Origin of the sequence: Kitasatospora sp. NPDC056181 (genome assembly GCF_042266225.1) — a bacterium.
In the GTDB taxonomy this organism is placed as follows: domain Bacteria; phylum Actinomycetota; class Actinomycetes; order Streptomycetales; family Streptomycetaceae; genus Kitasatospora.
The window spans coordinates 1-1,027 of sequence record NZ_JBHJUK010000353.1 but is presented as its reverse complement, the minus strand read 5'-3'; the positions used below and the strand labels follow the sequence as shown (position 1 = coordinate 1,027).

The following is a 1,027-nucleotide window of genomic DNA, read 5'->3' as shown; positions in this document are numbered from 1 at the left end:
TGGGCTGCGGTGGAAGCGGTGGTTGCCATGACCATCACGCTAGGGGCTGCGGGGCGCCCGGGGCTTCTCGATTCCTGACCGGTCTTGAGACCTGCGGCGGACGAGCAGCGTGTCTTCGCCGTCGGGGCGGACGAGAGTGTGGTTTGGTGCGGCGTTGAAACGTCACCGCTGCGGAGTCGGCAGGACGGCGAAACGATCAAACCGTGTAACGAAGCCTGGGATTCAGCCCGGGGTCCGTCGAGCCTGGCAAGGCGGCGTTGGGTCGCGTTCCAGATCGACAAGTCCAGTAGCGAATCCTGCCGGCCCGGTGGGGACGGACACGGACGTCCCAGTTTTCCCGTCGCGACATGCCGCCGCCACACGACCCGACGGGCGCCGACCGCTCTTTGCCGGCACTGCTTGGACTGCCCCGCAGGACCAGAAGAGGCCTTCGCCCGGCGACGCCACCCGCTCAGCCCTATGGCAAGACGTGCCGGTTTGGGTAGACATGGTCCGCTTGTGCCACGACGACCGAAGGAGCTGGGCGCGCCATGGATAAGGACCAACTGGCCCATCTGGAGCAGCGGATTCACCACCTGATCACGGTGACCAAGTCTGTGACCAACGACCCTCACGAGGAGCTGCTCAAGATCATCCACCGGCCGGGCTGGACGACGCCGGCCGAGGTGGCCCTGGTGACGAACGCGGTCGACCATCTGATCAAGCAGACCGAGGCCCTGAACGCGGCCCGCCAGGGGCTCATCGAGGGCGCCCGCTCCGTCGGCGGCTGACGGCGGGTTCCCGTCGGCCCGGCCGCCCCGTGCGGCAGTAGCCGCCATCGACACTGCCGCCCGGGCGGCCCGTCTCCGGCAGCAACGAGCAGAAGATCGACCTGGAACTGATGCCCCAGGAACGCGACGACGACCTCGTCGCCGCCCGGGCCGCCAACCGCGAGCTCATGGCCCAGCCCAATCGCCAGGCCGACCGCGCGCCCGGCCCGCCCGGGTGAGCAGGACTCGCCCGGAGCGCCGCGTCCGGGGACCGGAGC

General features: G+C 69.5%; 1 protein-coding gene. It reads left to right on the top strand.

Annotated elements, in window-relative coordinates; genetic code table 11:
* The first annotated feature begins 530 nt into the window (after positions 1 to 530).
* Complete coding sequence (locus ACFC1F_RS43470; RefSeq protein ID WP_376167375.1) at positions 531 to 770, top strand: hypothetical protein; 240 nt, start codon at positions 531 to 533, stop codon at positions 768 to 770.
* Positions 771 to 1,027 lie beyond the last annotated feature (257 nt).